The organism is Nocardiopsis trehalosi NBRC 14201, from assembly GCF_001552555.1.
GTDB classification, from domain to species: Bacteria; Actinomycetota; Actinomycetes; order Streptosporangiales; family Streptosporangiaceae; genus Nocardiopsis_B; species Nocardiopsis_B trehalosi.
This window is the reverse complement of the sequence record NZ_BCRK01000126.1, coordinates 1-18,174: the sequence shown is the minus strand read 5'-3', so window position 1 is coordinate 18,174 and position 18,174 is coordinate 1. Positions and strand designations below refer to the sequence as shown.

At 75.5% G+C, this 18,174-nt stretch carries 15 protein-coding genes; 9 read left to right on the top strand and 6 right to left on the bottom strand.

What is annotated here, in order from left to right; all coding sequences use genetic code 11:
• Positions 1-45 precede the first annotated feature (45 nt).
• From NT8_RS19800 to miaB, 3 genes are all read right to left on the bottom strand, one after another.
• Positions 46-825 carry a hypothetical protein gene (locus NT8_RS19800; protein WP_157515903.1) on the bottom strand — a complete coding sequence of 260 codons (780 nt, stop codon included), beginning with the start codon at positions 823-825 and terminating at the stop codon, positions 46-48.
• Between the two features lie 55 nt (positions 826-880).
• A complete protein-coding gene (locus tag NT8_RS19795) occupies positions 881-1,567 on the bottom strand; it encodes a hypothetical protein (protein WP_217999258.1) in 687 nt (228 codons plus the stop codon).
• A gap of 176 nt (positions 1,568-1,743) precedes the next feature.
• Positions 1,744-3,222 carry a tRNA (N6-isopentenyl adenosine(37)-C2)-methylthiotransferase MiaB gene (miaB, locus tag NT8_RS19790; protein ID WP_217999259.1) on the bottom strand — a complete coding sequence of 493 codons (1,479 nt, stop codon included), beginning with the start codon at positions 3,220-3,222 and terminating at the stop codon, positions 1,744-1,746.
• Between the two features lie 299 nt (positions 3,223-3,521).
• Here miaB and NT8_RS19785 point away from each other — a divergent pair, with 299 nt between their 5' ends.
• The 5 genes from NT8_RS19785 (at position 3,522) to NT8_RS19765 (ending at position 9,166) form a co-directional block, all read left to right on the top strand.
• A complete protein-coding gene (locus NT8_RS19785) occupies positions 3,522-4,265 on the top strand; it encodes an amino acid ABC transporter ATP-binding protein (protein ID WP_067971744.1) in 744 nt (247 codons plus the stop codon).
• A gap of 79 nt (positions 4,266-4,344) precedes the next feature.
• Positions 4,345-5,172: a glutamate ABC transporter substrate-binding protein gene (locus NT8_RS19780; protein WP_067971741.1), complete on the top strand. Its 828-nt coding sequence runs from the start codon at positions 4,345-4,347 to the stop codon at positions 5,170-5,172.
• A gap of 69 nt (positions 5,173-5,241) precedes the next feature.
• Entirely contained in the window at positions 5,242-5,916 is a 675-nt protein-coding gene (locus NT8_RS19775) for an amino acid ABC transporter permease (protein ID WP_067971738.1), read from the top strand.
• The gene (locus tag NT8_RS19770) at positions 5,913-6,929 is read left to right on the top strand and encodes an amino acid ABC transporter permease (RefSeq protein ID WP_067971735.1); all 1,017 of its coding nucleotides are present in this window, start codon (positions 5,913-5,915) and stop codon (positions 6,927-6,929) included. Before NT8_RS19775 ends, NT8_RS19770 begins: the two co-directional genes overlap by 4 nt.
• 176 nt (positions 6,930-7,105) lie before the next feature.
• Positions 7,106-9,166 carry a S9 family peptidase gene (locus tag NT8_RS19765; protein WP_067971732.1) on the top strand — a complete coding sequence of 687 codons (2,061 nt, stop codon included), beginning with the start codon at positions 7,106-7,108 and terminating at the stop codon, positions 9,164-9,166.
• A gap of 22 nt (positions 9,167-9,188) precedes the next feature.
• Here the strand turns inward: NT8_RS19765 and NT8_RS19760 are convergent, their stop codons facing one another.
• The 3 genes from NT8_RS19760 to NT8_RS28845 all read right to left on the bottom strand — a co-directional run bounded on the left by NT8_RS19760 (position 9,189) and on the right by NT8_RS28845 (position 11,371).
• Positions 9,189-9,749, bottom strand: coding sequence for a regulatory protein RecX (locus NT8_RS19760; protein ID WP_067971729.1), 561 nt, complete (start codon positions 9,747-9,749; stop codon positions 9,189-9,191).
• Positions 9,742-10,941 carry a recombinase RecA gene (gene recA, locus NT8_RS19755; RefSeq protein WP_245646250.1) on the bottom strand — a complete coding sequence of 400 codons (1,200 nt, stop codon included), beginning with the start codon at positions 10,939-10,941 and terminating at the stop codon, positions 9,742-9,744. Before recA ends, NT8_RS19760 begins: the two co-directional genes overlap by 8 nt.
• Before the next feature lie 235 nt (positions 10,942-11,176).
• Entirely contained in the window at positions 11,177-11,371 is a 195-nt protein-coding gene (locus NT8_RS28845; protein ID WP_084469109.1) for a DUF3046 domain-containing protein, read from the bottom strand.
• A 111-nt stretch (positions 11,372-11,482) separates the two neighbouring features.
• Here NT8_RS28845 and NT8_RS19750 point away from each other — a divergent pair, with 111 nt between their 5' ends.
• The 4 genes from NT8_RS19750 (at position 11,483) to NT8_RS19735 (ending at position 18,063) form a co-directional block, all read left to right on the top strand.
• Positions 11,483-16,495, top strand: coding sequence for a DEAD/DEAH box helicase (locus tag NT8_RS19750; RefSeq protein ID WP_067971721.1), 5,013 nt, complete (start codon positions 11,483-11,485; stop codon positions 16,493-16,495).
• Between the two features lie 106 nt (positions 16,496-16,601).
• Complete coding sequence (locus NT8_RS19745) at positions 16,602-17,015, top strand: hypothetical protein (RefSeq protein ID WP_245646249.1); 414 nt, start codon at positions 16,602-16,604, stop codon at positions 17,013-17,015.
• Positions 17,016-17,062: 47 nt separating this feature from the next.
• Complete coding sequence (locus tag NT8_RS19740) at positions 17,063-17,245, top strand: hypothetical protein (protein ID WP_067971717.1); 183 nt, start codon at positions 17,063-17,065, stop codon at positions 17,243-17,245.
• Between the two features lie 347 nt (positions 17,246-17,592).
• Positions 17,593-18,063, top strand: a complete 471-nt coding sequence (locus NT8_RS19735) for a GNAT family N-acetyltransferase (RefSeq protein WP_067971752.1) — start codon at positions 17,593-17,595, stop codon at positions 18,061-18,063.
• The last annotated feature ends 111 nt before the right edge of the window (positions 18,064-18,174 follow it).

The following is an 18,174-nucleotide window of genomic DNA, read 5'->3' as shown; positions in this document are numbered from 1 at the left end:
CCGCCGGGGCGTCCCCGGCGGCCCGACCGCGTCGGCCGGTCCGCGTCAGCGGTCCGGGGTCATCAGCAGCTGCTCGAAGAGCGTCCGGTACCCGCGCATGGCCTGGCGCAGCGACTCGGTGTCGGCCTCGCCACCGGAGGACCACTGCGCCTCCAGGGTGCGCTTGTGCTCGGCGAACCGGGTGGTGAGCGCGGTCAGCACCTCGTCGACCAGCGCGTCGGCGGTGCCGACCGCGATCCGCGGGTCGTCCACGAAGGCGCCCTGGGCGTCGCGCCACATGCCGCGGAACCGCTCGGCGTCCTGGGCGTCGAACAGGACGGTGGGCGCCGGGGCACCGGGGGCCGGGGTGCCGGCGGGGGCGGAGTGGTGGCCCTCGCTGCGGGCGTCGCCGCGGGAGGCGCCGTGCGTGTCGTGGTGGCCGTCACGGTGGCCGTCGCGGTGGCCGTCATGGTGGGCGCGGTGCCCGCCGGCGTCGGTGCCGGGCGCGTGGTCGCCGTCGCCCGGGGCGGCGTAGCGGTCGCCGTCGGCGGGCGGCGGGGCGGCGTCCTCGGCCGGCCGGCCGCGGTGGCCGCCGGATTGCGGCGCCGGCGCCCCGGTGCCGTCGGCCCGGTCGCGCGGGGCCGGGACGGCGTGCGGCCCGGTGGCGCGGCCGTCCTCGGCGGCGTGCGGCGCGCTGTCGGCACCGCCCGCGTACTCGCCCGTCGGGGCGCCGGTCTCGCCGGGGGCGTGGCCGGTCCGGCCGTCGTCGCGGGGCCGCACTCGGGCGGGGCCGGTGGTGGTCCCCGGGGTGGTGGAGCCGGGATGGCGGGGTGTACGTCGGATCATGGGAAACGTGCTCCCTTCGCTCGCGGCGCGTCAGCGGACGCGCGTCCGGTGGGGGTCAGTGCGCTGCGGGGCCGCCGCGGTGGTGGGCGGCGCCGCGGTGCGTGGTCTCCCGGTGGTCGGCGGGGGTGCCGGGGGCGGCGGGGGTGCGGGGGTCGGCGGCACGGGTGCCGCCGGTCCGCCCGTCGTGCCGGCCGGCGGCGGAGGCGCCGTCCTCCAGCAGTTCGGCGAACAGGGCGCGGTAGTGCACCATGGCGTTGCGCAGGTCCTCGGTCGACGCCTCGCCGCGGGCGCCGCGCTCGCTGATGTCGCGGGCGCTGCGGTAGCGGTCGATGGTGCCGGCGTGCTCCACGGAGAGGTCGGCGATGCGCTGCTCGGTGCCCTCGGTGGGGTAGCCGCGCTCGATCATCAGGCGGGTGAGCAGTTCGTCGGCGTCGCGCACCGCCTCGGCGGGCGCGTCGACGAAGCGCTCCTGGGCGCGGGCCCACCCGGTGGCGTACTCCTCGCGCGACCGGTCGGAGAGCGGGCGCAGGTGCAGCCGGGCGTGGCGCTTCTCGCGGCGCGCGAGTTCCTTTTCGGCGGCGCGGCGGTCGCCGCGGGCCTCCAGGGCGCGGTCGTACTCGGGGCCGAAGCGCTCCCGCAGGCGGCGGCTGCGCCGGCGCGGGAGGACGACGGCGACCGCGACCACGACGGCGACGATCAGCACGGCGACCACGGCGAGGGTGATGGCCAGGCCGGTGTCCATTTCTGTCTCCTCGTTCCTCTCGGAATTCCGCGTCCGGCGGATTCACATCGGTTGAGGCTTCGCCACGTCCGCTACCCGCCGGTCGGGCGGCAAACAGCGGGCACGCGCGAGGGCCCGGTCGCGGCGGCGGTGCCGCCGGGACCGGGCCCGGGTACGAGGAGGGGTGGAGCGGCGGGTCAGGGGCTGCCGCAGCCGCCGACGGCGGCGGGCAGCGGCGCGGGGACGCCGACCGCGGGCATGCCCAGGAGGACGCCCGGCGCGCGTTCGGCGCGGCCGTTGCGGGCGGCCCAGGCGTCGCCGGCGCGGGTGCGCCGCACGGCGCGGACCCCGGTGTCGGCGATGAGGTGGTGCGGCGCGGCACCGGTGACGCCGACGGTGACCATGTCGCCGGGCCGGGGCGGCTCAACGGGCGCGGCGCCGTCGGCGGGCGCGGTGGCGAAGTGGACGAGCCGGTTGTCGGGCGCGCGGCCGGACAGCCGACTGCGCTCGCCGTCCTTGCGGCCCTCGCCCTCGGCGACGAGGACCTCGACCTCGCGGCCGACGAGCCGCTGGTTCTCCTCCCAGGAGATCGCCTCCTGGAGTTCGACCAGCCGCTCGTAGCGCTCCTGGACGACCTCCTTGGGGATCTGGCCGTCCATCTCGGCGGCCGGGGTCCCGGGGCGCTTGGAGTACTGGAAGGTGAACGCCGCTGCGAAGCGGGCCTCGCGCACGACGTGCAGGGTCTCTTGGAAGTCCTCCTCGGTCTCGCCGGGGAAGCCCACGATGATGTCGGTGGTCAGGGCGGCCTCGGGCATGGCCGCGCGCACCTTCTCGACGATGCCGAGGAAGCGCTCCTGGCGGTAGGAGCGGCGCATGGCCCGCAGCAGGCGGCTCGACCCGGACTGCAGCGGCATGTGCAGCTGCGGCATGACGTTGGGGGTCTCGGCCATGGCCTCGATGACGTCGTCGGTGAAGTCGCGCGGGTGCGGCGAGGTGAAGCGGACGCGTTCGAGCCCCTCGACCGAGCCGCAGGCGCGCAGCAGCTTGGAGAACGCCTGCCGGTCGCCGAACTCGCTGCCGTAGGCGTTGACGTTCTGCCCGAGCAGCGTGACCTCGACGGCGCCCTCGGCGACGAGGGCGCGGATCTCGGCGAGGATGTCGCCGGGCCGGCGGTCCTTCTCGCGGCCGCGCAGCGCGGGGACGATGCAGAAGGTGCAGGTGTTGTTGCAGCCGACGGAGATGGCCACCCACGCCGCGTAGGCGGACTCGCGCCGGGTGGGCAGGGTGGAGGGGAACGCGCGCAGCGACTCCTCGATCTCCACCTGGGCCTCGCGCTGGACGCGGCTGCGCTCCAGCAGCGCCGGCAGCGACCCGATGTTGTGGGTGCCGAACACGACGTCGACCCAGGGGGCGCGGCGGACGATCTCGCCGCGGTCCTTCTGGGCCAGGCAGCCGCCGACGGCGATCTGCATGCCGGGATGGGCGTCCTTGACGGGGCGCAGGTGCCCGAGGTTGCCGTAGAGGCGGTTGTCGGCGTTCTCGCGGACGGCGCAGGTGTTGAACACGACGACGTCGGCGGTGCTGCCCTCGGCTGCGCGCTCGTAGCCCGCGTCCTCCAGCAGGCCGGACAGGCGCTCGGAGTCGTGGACGTTCATCTGGCAGCCGTAGGTCCGCACGTGGTAGGTACGACTCTGGCTCACCCTCCCAGGCTAGTCGCTCGCCGGGGCGCGCCGACCGGCGGCGGGACCGGCCGGAGATGGGATGACCGGGCGTCCGACATCGGCCCTTTATCGGATCCCGGTCACGCGATATGTCCGGCGCATTACCGTCGCGCTACGTCCGGACACCCTGCGGGACAGGCCGTTCACCCATCCGGGAATTCGCCGGATAACGCCCTATAACAAATCAACTACTACCAGGACCGATGGCCGGGACCGTGGTGACAAACACACGCCGCTGGGGCTAGGTTCCGCCCATGACCGCAACATCTCTCGTCGCGTTGGAGAACGTCAACAAGCACTTCGGCGACCTCCATGTCCTGCGCGACATCAACGTCACCGTGGAGCGCGGTGAGGTGGTCGTGGTGATCGGCCCGTCCGGCTCCGGGAAGTCGACGCTCTGCCGGACCATCAACCGGCTGGAGACCATCGACTCCGGCGTGATCACCATCGACGGGCAGCCCCTCCCCTCGGAGGGGCGCGGACTGGCCCGCCTGCGCAGCGACGTGGGCATGGTCTTCCAGTCGTTCAACCTCTTCGCGCACAAGACGGTGCTGGAGAACGTGACACTCGGACCCGTGAAGGTCCGCAAGAAGAGCAAGGAGGAGGCGCACAAGCGCGCGATGGAGCTGCTCGACCGGGTCGGCATCGCCAGCCAGGCCGAGAAGTACCCCGCGCAACTCTCGGGCGGTCAGCAGCAGCGCGTGGCGATCGCCCGCGCGCTGGCGATGGACCCGAAGGTCCTCATGTTCGACGAGCCCACCTCGGCGCTGGACCCCGAGATGGTGCAGGAGGTCCTCGACGTCATGACCTCGCTGGCCAAGGACGGCATGACGATGGTCGTCGTGACCCACGAGATGGGTTTCGCGCGCCGCGCCGCCAACCGGGTCATCTTCATGGCCGACGGCGAGATCGTCGAGCAGAACACCCCGGACGAGTTCTTCACCAGCCCGAGCAGCGCGCGGGCCAAGGACTTCCTGTCCAAGATCCTCACCCACTGACCGGAGGGGTCCACGCCCTCCGCATCCCCTTCCCCGCCCGACGGCGCGGAGCACATCACAAGAAGAGGTAGCACTGCAGATGAGAGCACGCACCCTGAGCACGACGGTGGCCGGTGCGGCCGCCCTGGCGCTCGCCCTGACCGCCTGCGGCGGCGGTGGCGGCGGCGACCAGGCCGACGACGGCACCATCACCATCGGTGTGAAGTACGACCAGCCCGGGCTCGGCCTTGAAGAGGGTTCCGGTCAACCTGCCGGTTTTGACGTTGATGTCGCCACCTATATCGCCGGAGAGCTCGGCTACGAGCCCGACCAGATCGAATGGACCGAGGCCGCTTCGGCCAACCGCGAGACGTTCCTCCAGCAGGGCACGGTCGACATGGTCGTCGCGACCTACTCGATCACCGACGAGCGCAAGCAGCTCGTCGACTTCGCGGGCCCGTACTACGTCGCCCAGCAGGACATCCTGGTCCAGGCCGAGAACGAGGACGTGGCCGCGGCCGAGGACCTCGAGGGCCGCACCCTGTGCTCCGCCTCCGGCTCGCGTTCGGCCGAGACGATTACCGAGACCATGGGCATCGGTGCCGAACTGCGCGAGACGCAGAACTACTCGGAGTGCCTCCAGCTGCTGACGGACGGCCAGGTCGACGCCGTCACCACGGACAACACCATCCTGGCCGGCTACGCCGCGCAGCAGGCGGGCGAGTTCAAGCTCCTCGGCCTGGAGATGCAGGAGGAGCGCTACGGCGTCGGCCTGCCCAAGGGCTCGACCGAGCGCTGCGAAGAGGTCAACGCCGCCATCGCGCAGATGTACGAGGACGGCTCCGCGGAGGAGTTCCTCAACGCCAACTTCGGCGAGGCCGAGTTCGAGTACAGCACGGAGCAGCCCGAAGCCGACGGCTGCGCCTGATCCCCACCCGCTCGTGGCCGCCCGGAACCCGCCAGGGTCCCGGGCGGCCATCTTGACCGGCTTGGACCCATGGAAGCCTTTCTCGCCAACTTCAATGTCGTCATCGACGGCTTCTCCTGGACGATACGGCTGACCGCGATCAGCGCGGTGTTCTCGTTCGCCCTGGGTATCGTCCTGACCGCGATGCGGGTGTCCCCCGTGCCGCTCCTGCGGCTCATGGCCTCGGTGTACGTCGAGGCCGTCCGCAACACCCCCCTGACCCTCGTCCTGCTCTTCTGCGGCCTCGGCCTCAACAGCGCACTCGGCCTCAGCTTCGCGGAGAGCGTCGAGTGGAACGTCTACTGGCTCGCCGTCCTGGGGCTGTCCGCCTACACCGCCTGCTTCGTCTCCGAGGCGCTGCGGTCGGGCGTCAACACCATCCCGTTCGGCCAGATCGAGGCGGCGCGGTCCCTCGGCCTCACCTTCATGCAGAACATGCGGCTGATCGTGCTGCCGCAGGCCCTGCGCTCGGTGATCGGTCCGCTGGGCAGCGTCCTGATCGCACTGACCAAGAACACCACCGTCGCGTCCGTGGCGGGTCTGGGCGTCCAGGAGGCGTCCCGGGAGATGAAGCTCATGTTCGACCAGGGCGTTGTCCCGGTCCTGCCGACCTTCATCGGGTTCGCCATCGGATTCCTCGTGCTGTGCCTGCCCATGGGCTGGATCTTCGGCACGCTGAGCAAGCGCATGGCGGTGGCCCGGTGAGCGTTCTCAAGACCAAGGAGCCCAGTCGGCTCTTCGACGCACCCGGCCCCAAGGCCGCGGCGCGGCAGCGCGTCTACAGCGTCTTCGCGGCGCTGGCGGCGGCGGTCCTGCTCGCCTGGGTCTACCTGGGCTTCAACCGCACCTGGGAGGTCGTCCGGGCCGACCCGGGCGCGCTGCTCGGCGGCGACGTCTGGCGGCCCGCCGAGGACGGCCAGTGGACGGCCGACAAGTGGGAGCCGTTCCTCGACCCGACGCTGTGGACCGGCATGGTGCTGCCCGGCATGGTGCAGACCCTCACCGCGGCCGGCATCTCGATCGTGCTCGCGATCGTGTTCGGCCTGGTGTTCGGCATCGGCCGGCTCTCCGACCACGCGTGGATCCGCTGGGTGTGCGGGACGGTCGTGGAGTTCTTCCGCGGCATCCCGCTGCTGATGCTGATCTTCTTCACGCTGGCCGCCCCGCTGGCGGCCAACCAGCTGTTCGGGGTGCCGTTCGGCACGTTCCTGGTCACCCCGCTCACCGCGGTCGTCGTCGGCCTGACCCTGTACAACGGGTCGGTGCTGGCCGAGGTGTTCCGCGCGGGCATCAACTCGGTGCCCAAGGGGCAGTCCGAGGCCGCGTACTCGCTGGGGATGGGCAAGACCCAGGTCATGGGGCTCATCCTGGTGCCCCAGGCCATCTCCAGCATGATGCCGGCGATCGTGGCCCAGCTCGTGGTCCTGCTCAAGGACTCCGCGCTCGGCTACATCGTGGCGTTCCCCGAGATGCTGCGCAGCTTCTCGCTGATCGGCACCCGGTTCCAGAACGTCATCCCCGCCGCCATCATCTGCGCGCTCATCTACATCGTCATCAACGTGTCGCTGAGCCGCCTGGCCATCTGGCTGGAGCGCCGCAACGCGCGGCGCGGCAAGGTGTCGGCGAAGGCGACCGTGGCGCCCGGCGTCCCGGGCGTCGCGCCGACCGACGTGGTGGCCGACACCACCGCCACCCCGGAGGACCCGCCCAAGGGCTGATCCGCCCGACCGACGTCCCCGTCGCCGCCCGGCGCCGGGGACGTCGGCGTATCCTCACCCGGACGGGCGCCCCGCGCTCCCGTCCGCGGCGGTGCGGTCACGGGCCGCATCGGAGACCCCCGACCACTAAGGTCGACATGTCATTTCATAACGCCCACCGAGTGCAGAGTTGCGATATGACCGACCGTGTGACGGCCCCGTACGGCGCCTGGCCATCGCCGATCGCTGCGAGTGACGTCGCCCGAGGGGAGCGCCGGATGGGGTTCCCCGTCGTGGCGGGCGACGCGATCTGGTGGGAGGAGTCCCGCCCCGAGGAGAACGGGCGCACCACCGTGATGCGCCGCGACGCCGACGGCACGGTGACGGAACTCCTGCCCGCCCCCTGGAGCGCCCGGACCCGCGTGCACGAGTACGGCGGCCGCTCCTACCTGCCGGTCCCCCGCCGCGACGACCGGGCCATCACCCGCTACGGCGTGGTCTTCGCCGACCACACCGACCAGCGGCTCCACCTGCTGGCCCCCGGCGCCCGCGAGCCGGTCCCCCTCACCCCCGCCCCCGCCGAGCCCGGCGCGCTGCGCTATGCCGACATGGTGCTCTCCCCCGACGGCCGCCGCGTCATCTGCGTCCGCGAGGACCACCGCGGCGGCGGCCGGCCGGTGCGCGCGATCGTGTCGCTGCCGCTGTCGGGCCGCGCCGCCGAGGACCCCGCCGCGGTGACCGAGCTGGTCACCGGCGCCGACTTCTACGCCGCCCCCGCGGTCGCCCCCGACGGCCGCCACCTGGCATGGGTGTCGTGGAACCACCCGCGCATGCCCTGGGACGGCACCGAACTGCGCGTGGGCACCCTCGACGGCGACACCGTCACCCGCCCCTACACCCTCAAGGGCGGTGTCGGGGAGTCCGTCCTGTACCCGGTGTGGCGCGACGACGCCCACCTCTACTTCGTCTCCGACTGGCCGGGGTGGTGGAACCTCTACGAGATCGGGCTGACCGGGCAGGCCATCGCCCTGTACCCGGCCGAGGAGGAGTTCGCCGGCGGGTTCCGGCTGGGCTCCTTCCCCTACCAGCGGCTGGCCGACGGCCGGCTCGTGGTCCTGCACGGCGGCCCCGACCTGCGGCCGGGCGTCTACGATCCGCGCACCGCCGACCTCGACCCGATCGCCACCGACCTCACCACCTGGGAGGCCGTGGCCACCGACGGCCGGACGGTGGTCGGGCTGGCGGCCGGCCCGCGCACCCCGCAGACCCTGGTCCGGATCGACCCCGGCGCCGGGCGGGTCGAGCCGCTGCGCACCTCGCGCGCGGACCTGCCCGACCCCGCCTACCTGCCCGAACCGGTCCCCACCGAGCTGAGCGGCCGCTACGGGCGGACCGTGCACGCCAACGTCTACCCGCCCACCCACCCCGAGGCGCGGGGCGAGGGCCCGGCCCCCTACGTGGTGTGGGTGCACGGCGGCCCCATCTCGCGCGCCACCGCGGAGTGCGACCTGGCCAAGGCGTACTTCACCAGCCGCGGCATCGGCGTCGTCGACGTCAACCACGGCGGGTCCATCGGGTTCGGCCGGACCTACCGGGAGCGGCTGAACGGCCAGTGGGGCGTGCTCGACGTCGAGGACGCCACCGCCGCCGCCCGGGAGCTGGTGGAGGACGGCGCCGCCGACCCCGCGCGGCTGGCCATCCGCGGCGGCAGCGCGGGCGGGTTCACCACGCTCCTCGCGCTGACCGGCGACACGTTCGCCTGCGGCGCGTCGGAGTGCGGGGTGACCGACCTGCTCCGGCTGGCCGAGGCCACCCACGACTACGAGTCGCGGCTGCTGGACACGCTGGTCGGTCCGCTGCCGGGCTACGCCGCCACCTACCGGGAGCGCTCCCCGCTGGCGCGGGTGGGCGAGGTGGACGTGCCGGTGCTGCTCCTCCAGGGCTCCGACGACGTGGTGGTGCCCCGCGACCAGGCCACCGCGTACGCGCGGGCGCTGGCCGACCGGGGGGTGCGGCACGCCTACGTGGAGTTCGCGGGCGAGGGGCACGGGTTCCGGGCCGCCGAGGCCCGCGAGCGCGCCCTGGAGGCGGAGCTGGCGTTCTACGGCGAGGTGTTCGGGTTCGCGCCGCCGGGGGTGCCCGCCATCGAGCTGGTGACGGAGTTCCGCGAGCCCGAGACGGAACCGGACCTGGTGGCCGAGCCGCTGCCGCCGCTGGAGGGCGAGCCGGCCGCGCCGCCCCGGGCCGACACCGCGTGACGCGGCCGGCCCCGGGGCCGCGCTAGTCGAGTTCGGGGTCGGGGAGGTCGATGTCGGCCCCCTCGGCCTCCAGCTCCTCGCGGACCAGGCGGTAGCACAGGCCCGGCGGGTAGCCCTTGCGGGCGAGCATGCCGAGGAGGCGCCGGGTGCGGACCTCGGTGTCGAGCCGGCGGGTGGCCTGGAGGCGGCGCCGGACGAGCGCGCGGGCGGTGGCCTCCTCGCGGTCGGGCGTGAGGTCGTCGACGGCGTCGCGGACGGTGTCCTCGGCGACGCCGCGGCGGCGCAGCTCGGCGGCGAGGGCGCGGCGGCCCAGGCCGCGCCCGGCGTGCCGGGAGTCGACCCAGGCGCCGGCGAACGCGGCGTCGTCGATCAGCCCGGCCTCGGTCAGGCGGTCGAGCACGGCGGCGGCGACGGTGTCGTCGACGTCGCGGCGGCGCAGCGCCTGTTCGAGCTGGGCCCGGGTGCGCGGCGCCCCGGTGAGCAGGCGCAGACAGATCTCGCGCGCCCGCGCCGCGGGGTCGTCCTCCGGCCGGGCGGACCCGGCCGGAGGGGCGGCGCGACGGGGGTGCAGCGGATCAGGCATCCGTCGCCGGGGCCGCGGGCACCGTGGTGGCGGCGGGCGCCGCCGCGGGGGCGGCGGGGGGCGCGGACGCCGCCGCCTTGGCCCGGGTGGTGCGCTTGGCGGGCGCGGCGGCGGGCTCGCGGGTGGTGGCGGCCTTGGCCGGGCCCGCGCTGTCGTCGCCGGGCATCGGGATGCCGAGCTTCTCCTTGATCCGCTTCTCGATCTCGTGGGCCATGTCGCCGTTCTCGCGCAGGAAGTTCCGCGCGTTCTCCTTGCCCTGGCCCAGCTGGGTGCCCTCGTAGGTGTACCAGGCACCGGACTTGCGGACGATGCCCTGCTCGACGCCGAGGTCGATCAGACCGCCCTCGCGCGAGACGCCGACACCGTAGAGGATGTCGAACTCGGCCTGCTTGAACGGCGGCGCGACCTTGTTCTTGACGACCTTGACGCGGGTGCGGTTGCCGACCGCGTCGGTGCCGTCCTTCAGGGTCTCGATGCGGCGCACGTCGAGCCGCACGGAGGCGTAGAACTTCAGCGCCTTGCCACCGGTGGTGGTCTCGGGCGAGCCGAACATGACGCCGACCTTCTCGCGGAGCTGGTTGATGAAGATGGCGGTGGTACCGGTCTGGTGCAGCGCGCCCGCGATCTTGCGCAGCGCCTGCGACATCAGCCGGGCCTGGAGGCCGACGTGGCTGTCGCCCATCTCGCCCTCGATCTCGGCGCGCGGGACGAGCGCCGCGACGGAGTCGATGACGAGGATCGACACCGCGCCGGAGCGGATCAGCATGTCCGCGATCTCCAGCGCCTGCTCACCGGTGTCGGGCTGGGAGAGCAGGAGTTCCTCGGTGTCGACGCCGATCTTCTTCGCGTACTCGGGGTCGAGGGCGTGCTCGGCGTCGATGAACGCCGCGATGCCCCCGGCCCGCTGCGCGCTGGCGACCGCGTGCAGCGCCACGGTGGTCTTGCCGGAGGACTCGGGGCCGTAGATCTCGACGATCCGGCCGCGCGGGATCCCCCCGATGCCGAGCGCGACGTCCAGGGCGATCGCGCCGGTGGGAATGGACTCGATCGGCGGGCGTTCGTCATCGCCGAGGCGCATGACGGAGCCCTTGCCGAACTGGCGCTCGATCTGCGCGAGCGCGGTTTCGAGAGCCTTGTCTCGGTCGGTAGCTGCCACGGGGAACCCCTGTTGGGTCGGTGTCTTCTTCTTCATCTCGCAGATGACGCTACGCGGTCGCGGGGACATTCCACGACGGCTTCGGCCACCCTGTGGACGACCGCGCTCGGGCGGTCGGTCATCGGGGTCCGGCGGGCCCGGCCCGGCGGGCGGCCGCACCGGGGAACGAACGCCGCGTCGGCGGCCCCGGGTCCTCCCCCACCCTACCCGAACTTCTGTTCGAGGGTTCGAAGGCCCGTTCGATTCGGCGCCCCGGACCTCGGGCGCCGGATCAGCGCACGGCCGCCGGAAGGTCGAACGTGTCGCACACGGCGCGCCACACCTCCTTGGGCGGGGTCCCGTCGGCGAGGGCCTGGTGGACCGTCCGCGAACCCAGCCCCTCGATCACGTAGTCCTGGGCCAGGCTCTCGGCGTAGGACTCGCCGAACTGGTCGTACATCCGGGTCCACAACTGGGAGATTCTCATCCCCACCAGTATCGGCGCCCGGCGGCGCGGATGTCACCCCGGCCGCCCCGGCACCCGGGGCCGCCGGGCGGGCTCCCCGCCCCTGTCGGTGCCCCGGTGCAGACTGGGGGGATGACCACCGACCCCGCTCCCGGGGATGGCCGCGCCGCCCTGGACCGCTTCTCCCCCGCCACGCGCGCCTGGTTCGACCGCGCCTTCCCGCAGGGCCCCACCCCCGCGCAGGAGGGGGCGTGGGCGGCCATCGCCGAGGGCGGGAACGCGCTGGTGGTGGCGCCCACCGGATCGGGCAAGACGCTGTCGGCGTTCCTGTGGGCGCTCGACCGGCTGGCGGCCGGGCCGCCGCCCGCCGACCGGACGCGCCGGTGCCGGGTGCTGTACGTCTCCCCGCTGAAGGCGCTGGCGGCCGACATCGAACGCAACCTGCGCGCCCCGCTCTCGGGCATCCGCCGCGAGGCCGAACGCGCCGGGGACGCCCCGCCGGCGGCCACGGTGGGGGTCCGCACCGGCGACACCCCGGCCGACCAGCGCCGGACGCTGGCCACCGCGCCGCCCGACATCCTCATCACCACCCCCGAGTCGCTGTTCCTCGTGCTCACCTCGCGGGCCCGCGCCGGGCTGGCCGGGGTCGAGACGGTCATCGTGGACGAGGTGCACGCGCTGGCCGGGACCAAGCGCGGCGCGCACCTGGCGCTGACGCTGGAGCGGCTGGACGCCCTGCTGGACCGGCCGGCCCAGCGGATCGGGCTGTCCGCCACGGTGCGGCCCGCCGAGGAGGTGGCGGCGTTCCTCGGCGGGGCCCGGCCGGCGGCGGTCGTGGCGCCGCCGAGCGCCCCGCGGCTGGACCTGCGCATCGCCGTCCCGGTGGCCGACATGACGGAGCTGGAGGCGTCGGTGGCGGCGGCCCGCACCGACGACCGCGCGGCCAAGGCGCGCACCTCCATCTGGCCGCACGTCGAGGAGCGGGTGCTGGACCTGGTCGAGCGGCACCACTCCTCGATCGTGTTCACCAACTCGCGGCGGGTGGCCGAGCGGCTGTGCGCGCGGCTGAACGAGCTGGCCGCCGAACGGGGCCTCCCGGGCGCCGCCCCGGGCCCCGACGCCGTCCCCGCCGAGGTCCCCGCCCAGTCGGGGCAGGCGCGTACGGCGGACGGCACCCCCGTGGTGGCGCGGGCGCACCACGGGTCGGTGTCCAAGAGCGAGCGGGCCGCCATCGAGGCCGACCTCAAGGCGGGCCGGCTGCCGTGCGTGGTGGCCACCTCCAGCCTGGAGCTGGGCATCGACATGGGCGCGGTCGACCTGGTCGTGCAGGTGGAGTCGCCGCCGTCGGTGGCCAGCGGGCTGCAGCGGGTCGGCCGGGCCGGGCACGGGGTCGGCGAGGTGTCGCGCGGCGTGCTGTTCCCCAAGTACCGCGGCGACCTGCTGGCCGCGACCGTGGTCGCCGAGCGGATGCGCGCCGGGGCGATCGAGGAGCTGCACATGCCGCGCAACCCGCTCGACGTGCTCGCCCAGCAGGTCGTCGCCATGGCCGCGATGGACGACTGGGCGGTGGCCGACCTGGCGGCGCTGGTGCGGCGGGCCGCCCCGTTCGCGGCGCTGCCCGACTCCGCGCTGGCGGGCGTGCTCGACATGCTGTCGGGCCGCTACCCCTCCGACGAGTTCGCCGAGCTGCGCCCGCGCGTGGTGTGGGACCGCGACGCCGCCGGCGGCGGCACCGTGCGCGGTCGGCCGGGGGCGCAGCGGCTCGCGGTCACCAGCGGGGGCACGATCCCCGACCGGGGCACCTACGCGGTGCACCTGGCGGGAACGGGGGGCGCCCCGGACGGCGGCGGGCGCGGCGGCCGGGCGCCCACCCGGGTCGGCGAGCTGGACGAGGAGATGGTGTACGAGTCGCGGGTGGGCGACGTGTTCGTCCTCGGTGCGAGCGCCTGGCGGATCGAGGGCATCACCGCCGACCGGGTCCTCGTGTCCCCCGCTCCGGGGCGGCCGGGCCGGCTGCCGTTCTGGAAGGCGGACGCGGTGGGGCGCCCGCTGGAGCTGGGCCGGGCGATCGGCGCCCTGACCCGCGAACTGGCGGACCTGGACGGCGCCGACGCGGCCCGGCGGGCGGCGGACGCCGGGCTCGACGCGTGGGCGGCGGACAACCTCGTCGGCTACCTGGCGGAGCAGCGGGAGGCCACCGGGCACGTCCCCGACGACCGCACGATCGTGGTCGAGCGGTTCCGCGACGAGCTGGGCGACTGGCGGGCGGTGGTGCACTCCCCGCTGGGGGCGCGGGTACACGCGCCGTGGGCGCTGCTGATCGGCGCCCGGCTGCGCGCCCGGTACGGGGTCGACGCCCAGGTGGTGCACGGGGACGACGGCATCGTGGTGCGGCTGCCCGACGTCGAGGACGGCGGGCGGGCCGCCCGCGCCGGCGCGCTGGCGGACGTGCTGTCGATGGCGCCGGAGGAGGTGGAGGACGCGGTCGCCGCCGAGATCGGCGGTTCGGCGCTGTTCGCGGCCCGGTTCCGGGAGTGCGCGGCGCGGGCGCTGCTGCTGCCCCGGCGGCGGCCGGGGCGGCGGATGCCGTTGTGGCAGCAGCGGCAGCGCTCGGCGCAGCTGCTGTCGGTGGCCGCGCGGTACGGGTCGTTCCCCATCGTGCTGGAGGCGGTGCGCGAGTGCCTGCGCGACGTGTTCGACGTCGCGGGGCTGGCCGAGCTGATGGGCGACCTCGCGGCGCGGCGGGTGCGGGTGGTGGAGGTGGAGACCCCGCACGCCTCCCCGTTCGCGCAGTCGCTGCTCATCGGCTACACGGCGGCGTTCCTCTACGAGGGCGACGCCCCGCTGGCGGAGCTGAAGGCGCAGGCGCTCACCCTGGACGCGTCGCTGCTGTCCGATCTCCTGGGCCAGGCCGACCTGCGCGAGCTGCTCGACGCCGCCGTGGTGGCCGAGGAGGACGCCCGCCTGCAGCGCCTCGCCCCGGGCACCGGTGTCGCCGCCCGCGCCCGCGTCCCCGGGGTCCCGGACGGGCGGGGCGGCGCCCGCCCCGACGGCGGGCCGGAGGCGCCGGAGGGCGAGGGGGCGGCCGGAGGGGCGGACACGGCCCCGCGGGACACCGCCCCGCCGGACACGGCGGACCCCCGGGCGCGGGAGCGGGCGGTGGAGGGCACCGCCGACCTGCTGCGCGAACTGGGGCCGCTGAGCACCGGCGAGGCCGCCGCGCGCGGGGTGGCACCGGCCTGGCTGGCCGACCTGGAGGCCGCGCGGCGTGCCGTGCGGGTCCGCGTGGCGGGCGCGCCCCGGTGGGCGGCGGTGGAGGACGCGGCCCGGCTCCGCGACGCCCTGGGCACCGTCCTGCCCGACTGGCTCTCCTCCCCCGAGGCCGGCGCCCCTCGGCCCCCCGCCCCCGGGCCCGGAACCGGGGCGGACGGCGCGGCCGGTGCGGCGGGCGCCGAGGACACCGGGGCCCGCACCCGGCCGCCCGGAGAGCGGGCGGACGGCGAGTGGGCGGACGCGCACCCCTTCGCGGGGACGGCGGCGGCGTTCACCGCGCCCGTGGCCGACCCGGTGGGCGACCTGGTGTCGCGGTACGCGCGCACGCACGGGCCCTTCACGGTCGGCGACGCGGCGGCCCGGTTCGGCCTCGGCCCGGCGGTGGTCCACGACGCGCTGCGGCGGCTGGCGGGCGCGGGCCGCGTGGTCGAGGGCGGTTTCCGGCCCGGCGGCACCGGAACGGAGTGGTGCGACGCCGACGTGCTGCGGCGGCTGCGCCGCCGGTCGGTGGCCCGCCTGCGCCGCGAGGTCGAGCCGGTGGCGCAGCGGGCGCTGGCCCGGTTCGTCCCCGCCTGGCAGGGCGTCACCCCGCCGGCCGCCGCGCCGGCCCCGGGCGCGCGGGGCCTGCCGCCGCGCCCGGCCGACCCCGACGCGGTGTTCGCGGCGGTGGAGGCGCTGCGCGGGGCGCCGGTCCCGGCGTCGGCGCTGGAGTCGCTGGTGCTGCCCGCACGGGTGCCGGGTTACTCCCCTGCTCTGCTCGACGCGCTCACCCTCGCCGGTGAGGTCGTGTGGGCGGGGGCCGGTCCGCTGTCGGGCGGCGACGGGTGGGTCTGCCTGGTGCCCGCCGACGAGGCCGCCCTGCTGCTGCCCGACCCGGGCCCGCCGCCCGAGGGGGCGGTCGCGGCGGCGGTGCTCACCGCGCTGGAGGAGGGCGGGGCGCTGTTCTTCCGCGACCTGGCCGACCGGGTGACGCGCGCCGAGGGCGTCGCCGCCGTCTCCGACGCCGGGCTGGTGGCGGCGCTGTGGGACCTGATCTGGGCGGGCCGGGTCGGCAACGACTCGCTCACCCCGCTGCGGGCGCTGCTCGGGGCGGGCGGGACCGCGCACCGGTCGCGCTCGCGCCGCGCGGCCATGCCCACGCGCACGGGGCCGCCGACGGCGGCGGGCCGGTGGTCGCCGGCGCCCGCCCTCGACACCGACCCCACCCGGCGCGGACACGCCGGGGCGGCGGCCCTGCTGGACCGGCACGGGGTGGTGACGCGCGGCGCGGTGGTGGCCGAGCAGGACCGGCGCCCCGGGGGCGCGGGCGGCGGGTTCAGCGCCGTCTACCCGGTGCTGCGGGCGTTCGAGGAGGCGGGCCGGGCCCGCCGGGGCTACTTCGTGGAGGGCCTGGGCGCGGCGCAGTTCGCCCTCCCGGGCGCGGTCGACCGCCTGCGGGGCATGGCGGCCCCCGACCGCGACGGCGGCACCGGCGGGCCGTCCGCCGGGCCGGGGGACGGGGCGGACGCGGCGCCCCTCGTGCTGGCGGCGGCGGACCCGGCGAACGCCTACGGCGCGGCCCTGCCGTGGCCGGAGCCGCCGGAGGGCGGCGGCCGCCCCGGCCGCAAGGCGGGGGCGCTGGTCGTGCTGGACGACGGCGCCCTCGTGCTCTACCTGGAGCGGGGTGGACGCTCGGCGCTGACGTTCGGCGCCGAGGGCGCCGCGCTGGACCGGGCGGCGGCGGCCGTCGCCGACGCGGTGCGCGCGGGCCGCGTCGCCGGTCTGACGGTCGAACGCTGCGACGGCCTCCCGGTGTTCGACACCCCTCTGGACGCCGCTCTCACCCGCGCCGGCTTCCACCCCGTCCCCAAGGGCCTCCGCCTGCGCACCTGACCGGCGGGGCTTCCCGGTTTCCCCTGATCCGGCGGTTCGGCGCCGTTACGCTGGGCGATCATCACCCGAGACGCGATCCAAGGGCCCGATGGCGCACCGACACCCCATGAAGCTGAACGCCGAGCACGTCACCCACCCGGCGGCCCGCCGGCTGCTGCGCGCCGAGACGGCCAGATGCGCGGACTGCCGTGCGGAGGCCGACGCGGCCGCCCTCGACGACATCGCGCCGGACGGGGTCTTCGCGTCGCTGCTGCGCGGGTTCGCGCTCGTGCGGGCGGAGCAGTGGCGCAACCGCCACACCCGGTACCCGATCAACGTCTACGACCTGGCGCCGCCCGACGAGGGCCGGCGCATGGCCATCCCCACCCGCGAGGTCGCCCGCCTGTGCGTGGTCGAGGGCCGCGCGGGCAGCAACGTCACCATCCAGGACGCCCTGGTCGAGTTCTCGCTCCTGGGCGACGCCGACCAGGCGCGCGTCCTGGACGACGTCGTCGACGCGATCCTCGAAGAGGAGGGGTGACCCCCGCCCCGCCGCCCCCACCCCCGCCGCTGTGCCACCCTGGGCGGATGGGCGACACCTATGACCCCCTCCTCGCCGTCTACGACGAAGCGTGCGCGGCGACGTGCCGGTACTGCCCCTGCCCGCTCCCGCCGGAGACCGTGCGGTGCCGCCTCTGCGGTCGGCTCCAGGACGTCCCCGACGACGACACCGGGGACGACACCGGGGACGGCTCGCGCGACAGGGACTGAACCCCGCCGGTGGGAGCGGTTCCGGGCATGCGGAGGTGCCCCTGGCGGCGACGGCGACGCGACCATGGTGCTGGGGGGAACCCCTGCTTCAAGCCGACCGCACCGAGGGGGCCCGTGCCACCGGAACCACGCGCCTGTGGACGAACCGCGCGGACGGAAGCCCGTGGAGCGGCGGGCGATATCGCGTCGACGCGGCGCGGATGGTCGGGCACGATGGGCGGCGTTGCGATCCCCACCCGACCGGAGGTGCCATGCCGCCCGAGGAGTCCACCGCCGGAGCCCGGCGCCCGCCGTCCGGGCGGGCCCACCCGCCCGCATCCCGTGGCGGGCCGCCGCCCGTCCGGCCGATGGCGGCCGGCGACGTGCCGTCGGCGGTCGCGGCGAGTCTGGCCGCCGACACCGTGTTCGCCGCCGCCGGGGTGGTGCTGCCGCCCGACGACCCGCGTCCGCTGCTGGAGCACGCCGACGCGGTGCTGGTGACCGGGTCGCCGGTGCGGGGGCTGGCGGCGCTCATCGCCCTGGACGGGGCGGCGCACCTGGAGCAGCTCGCGGTCGACCCCGCGTACGGGCGGCGCGGCCTCGGGTCGGCGCTGCTGGAGGCGGCCTGCGCGCACGCCCGCTCCCGGGGGTACGCCGCGATGACCCTGACGACCTTCCGCGACCTGCCGTGGAACGGACCCTGGTACGCGGCGCGCGGGTTCGCCGTGCTGCCCGAGGACCGCTGGGGCCCGGGCCTGCGCGCCCAGTGGCGCGCCGAGGAGGAGGCGGGGATCGCCGTGCTCCCCCGCATCGCCATGCGGCGCCCGCTGGCCGGCTAGGTCGTGTTTTTTGCATCATTCCGGGCTCGCGTCCACCAGAACGACGCTCGCTGCGCCGATCGGCTCGGACGGCACAACCCAGGCCGAACCTCGCAGATCGGCTTGCGAGCG